Genomic DNA, 3,935 nt, shown 5'->3' with positions numbered 1-3,935 from the left:
TGGTCCTTTCCGCTTCTGTTCTTCGTCAGATAGCCCGCTATCTTCCTCATCACACAAGCGGAAATGCCTCAAAAACTCATCCCAAATCATCGCACGATAAATTCAAAACAGTTTCTAAATCGTACTTCGTAAATCGAAAAATAGTAAATTAAAATAATCTGCGAAAATCTGTGTTTCTGATGTCGGTTTCAGAAGCAAGGCTAACTCCCTCTAACTCCTATCCCATAAATGAAGAATTGTAAAAACGCAAAAATTCTTTGTTCTTCATTCTTCATTCTTCATTTAAAAACTCCTATCTTTGCATCCGGTTTTGAAAAACGGATTGGATTTATGGAGCGTGTTACATTCAAAGGGTTTGCGTATGGAGCTATAGCAGCTGCCAGTTATGGGTTGAATCCCTTGTTCGCCTTGCCTCTTTATGCCGATGGCATGGGGGCGGATTCTGTGTTGTTTTACCGGTATGCCTTTGGGCTGGTCATGCTTGGCGTGATGATGTTGGTGCAGAAGCAGTCGTTTGCATTGCGCCGGTGCGAAGTGTTGCCGTTGGTAATCATGGGACTGCTCTTTTCCTTCTCGTCGCTTACTTTGTTCTTGTCTTATAATTATATGGATGCGGGGATTGCCTCTACCATCCTGTTTGTCTATCCGGTGCTGGTGGCCATTCTGATGGCGGTATTCTTTAAAGAAAAAGTTTCCCCGATAACAATGATTTCTATCGCATTGGCGTTTACGGGCATCTCGTTGCTTTATCAAGGCGAAGGCGGGCAGACTTTAAGCCTGACGGGCGTGACGTTGGTCTTTATATCCTCGCTCACGTATGCTCTGTATATAATAGGTGTAAACCGCTCGGTCTTGAAGGATATGCCTATCGCCAAGCTGACATTCTATGTCTTGTTGTTTGGCTTGAGCGTCTATGTGATACGCTTGAAATTCTGCACCCAACTGGATGTAGTCAGTCAGCCGGTATTATGGATAAATCCGGTATGCCTTGCCTTGTTCCCGACCGTTATTTCATTGGTGGCAATGACAAAGTCCATTCATTATATCGGTTCGACTCCAGCCGCCATATTAGGTGCATTAGAACCGCTGACCGCTATCTGTTGCGGGGTGTTGGTGTTCGGCGAACGGCTTACTCCCCGCATTATATTGGGAATTGTGCTGATACTGATAGCCGTGACACTTATCATCCTGGGCAAGTCGTTGATTCGCCAGCTTCAGGTACGGATGATTCACCGTAATCATCATTTCCCGCAACGTTAACCGAAAAAGGCAGGAGGACACGTGGACGATACCTATAGAACCATAACCGGACCTTCGGAAGCTGTTTATACGGAGAAGCGGAGCAAGTTTATCGCCGTTGCCCTTCCTGTGCGTACCCTTGAAGCGGTGAAAGAGCAGCTGGATATTTACCAGAAGAAATATTACGATGCCCGCCATGTGTGTTATGCTTACATGTTAGGGGCGGAGCGGAAGAATTTCCGTGCCAATGATAACGGAGAGCCTTCGGGTACAGCCGGAAAACCGATATTGGGGCAAATCAATTCGAAAGAGCTGACCGATGTGCTGGTGATTGTGGTGCGCTATTTTGGGGGTATCAAGTTAGGTACAAGCGGGCTGATAGTAGCATACCGTACGGCTGCTTCACTGGCTTTGGAGGAAGCCGAAGTGGTAGAAAAGACGGTTGACGAAGAAGTAGGCATCGCTTTTGAATATCCTTTTATGAACGATGTGATGCGGGTTGTGAAAGAAAATCTGCCTGAGATTGTGAGCCAATCCTATGATATGGATTGTTTCATGCGTCTGCGCATCCGTAAGTCGGAAATGCCGCGTTTGCGTGCGCGGTTGGAAAAGGTGGAAACGTTGCGCTTTGTGTAAGGTTTAAATTTTGCTCAGGTTTATTTGCGAATTGTTTCCGGGAATGTAATGATGCCGCCTTGTGGTATTCGTACGACGGCGTTCGCACAGGCAAACGGGGACGGTTGCTTATCAAAGGCGGGAAAACACTCGATAAATAACCTTAGGAACATAGCTGAAAGCAATATTTTTATACTTTTGCATCGAAAATAATGATTATATGAGACAAATAATATACGCAATTATAATATTATATTCTATTTTGATAATTTCAGGATGCAACGGAAATAAAACAACAAACAAACTGATGCCGGAACTTGAACAAGCGGAAAAGGTAATGTTCGACCATCCGGACAGTGCATTGCATCTATTGGAAAGTATGGAGATTCCTTCGTCACAAACTGATAAGGAGAACCATGCGCTGTGGTGTCTGCTGATGACGCAAGCAAAATATAAAATGGTAATGAAAATATCTTCTGATTCCCTTGTGAGGATAGCATACGATTATTACAAGCCAACAAACAATGCCCGCAGGAAGGCGATGTCGGCTTTATATATGGGAGGCTTGAATTATAATCTTGGTAATATTGAAGAGTCTATCAGATTTTATTTAGAGGCCAAGACTGAAATGGAGAAGACCAATGATTATAAATTGGGCTATCTGATTATGTCAGGATTAGGAAGAATATATTTATATCGTAATCTTATCGAGTATGCGTTTGAAGCTTGTCAAAGTGCATATAATTATTCTGTTAAAGATTCGAATTTGCGCTATCAGATGGTTTCTTTACAATATTTAGCAAGATGTTATTGCTTATTGAATAATTTGGATAAAGCTGAACAGGTATATGAACAAAGTGCAGAGCTGGCTTTAGAATTAAAGAATAATGATTTTTATGCTGTTGTACAGCAAGAATTGGCTTTGGTTTATATTGCTCAAAAAAGATTTTATGAATCTCTTGAGGTAGTACAAACATTACAACCTTCTTCTCAAACCTATTTGTTACGAGGACAAATATATTTATGTCTGTCTAAGGCAGATTCAGCTTTATATTATTTAAAAAAATCATTAAGAACCGATAACGTATATACAAAACGTTCTGTCTATAAAACGTTGTATCAGTTATCTTGTGATTCAGAATTTAATATATACATGAAAGAGTTTTGCGATTCACTTCTTTTCTATACAGACTCTGTCATGTCCTTAGACAAAGGCAAGGAAATCATTGCCTACAAGGAGAAGTACGACCACCAGAAACTCATTACCGAACAGCAGCGTCTGAAGCTGGAGAAGGCAGATGCGCAGCGTATGATGTTTATCATCACGATATGCCTTATTGTGGTTATAGCTGTCGTAGCTTACCTCTATCAGAAACGTCTTGTCCGTAAGGAAATTACTATCCGCAAACAGTCCGAACAGCTACAGGACTACATGCTTCAACTGCACGAATACGAGACACGGCTCATGCAGAACAACCGCTACATGGAGGAACTGAAGGAACAGCTCTCCGGTCAGGAAATGAACTTTGAAGAACTGCATGAATACCGTGAACAGATAGACAGCCTTCAGGTTGAGAACAGCAGGCTGTCTGAAAAGATAAACTCTCTTCAACTTCATATTAACGACTATTCTTCCAAACTGGATAAGGCCAGACGGGAGGCAGATAAGTTCCGCAACCTATCGGAAGAAAATCTCTACCTGAAGCAGAGGGAACGTGTGCTTGCCGACTATGTGGTGGACAACGACAGACTGGTGAAGGAACTGAGAGAAAAATGCCGTGTTCTGGAGGCCGGTGAATGGGAGACTCTGGAACAAATGTGCGAAAGTACATACAGCAATTTCGTGAGCCGCCTTCAGGGTGTATGCCCAACTCTTACGAAGCAGGAGCTACACCTCTGTATGCTGATAAAACTACGTTTCAACAACGCACAGATGTCGGAGATCTTCGGTGTGAATACGACTTCTGTATCCCAGAAAAAGTTCCGCCTGAAGAAGCATCTGAGCGATACTCTGCAAGACGGTCTTCCGGATGAAATGACACTCGACAGATGGGTGGCAGAGTTCTGAAAAATGAAAATGT

3 protein-coding genes are annotated in these 3,935 nt (G+C 42.8%); all 3 read left to right on the top strand.

The genetic code is table 11. The annotated features are described in order from the left end of the window. The first annotated feature begins 330 nt into the window (after window positions 1-330). The 3 genes from B5F71_RS18940 to B5F71_RS21120 all read left to right on the top strand — a co-directional run bounded on the left by B5F71_RS18940 (window position 331) and on the right by B5F71_RS21120 (window position 3,922). Complete coding sequence (locus B5F71_RS18940; protein ID WP_087213437.1) at window positions 331-1,260, top strand: EamA family transporter; 930 nt, start codon at window positions 331-333, stop codon at window positions 1,258-1,260. 21 nt (window positions 1,261-1,281) lie between these two features. Further along, window positions 1,282-1,875 (top strand): YigZ family protein, encoded by a 594-nt coding sequence (locus tag B5F71_RS18935; RefSeq protein ID WP_087213434.1) that lies wholly within the window; start codon window positions 1,282-1,284, stop codon window positions 1,873-1,875. Between the two features lie 1,177 nt (window positions 1,876-3,052). Then, entirely contained in the window at window positions 3,053-3,922 is an 870-nt protein-coding gene (locus tag B5F71_RS21120) for a hypothetical protein (RefSeq protein ID WP_143269948.1), read from the top strand. The last annotated feature ends 13 nt before the right edge of the window (window positions 3,923-3,935 follow it).

Source organism: Bacteroides sp. An269 (assembly GCF_002159755.1).
Classification (GTDB): domain Bacteria; phylum Bacteroidota; class Bacteroidia; order Bacteroidales; family Bacteroidaceae; genus Phocaeicola; species Phocaeicola intestinalis.
This window is presented reverse-complemented; position numbering and strand designations above follow the sequence as displayed.

Excerpts from the sequence above, each read along its gene's own strand:
- B5F71_RS18940 (WP_087213437.1), top strand. The coding sequence starts at position 331 with ATGGAGCGTGTTACATTCAAAGGGTTTGCGTATGGAGCTATAGCAGCT.
- B5F71_RS21120 (WP_143269948.1), top strand. The coding sequence starts at position 3,053 with ATGTCCTTAGACAAAGGCAAGGAAATCATTGCCTACAAGGAGAAGTAC.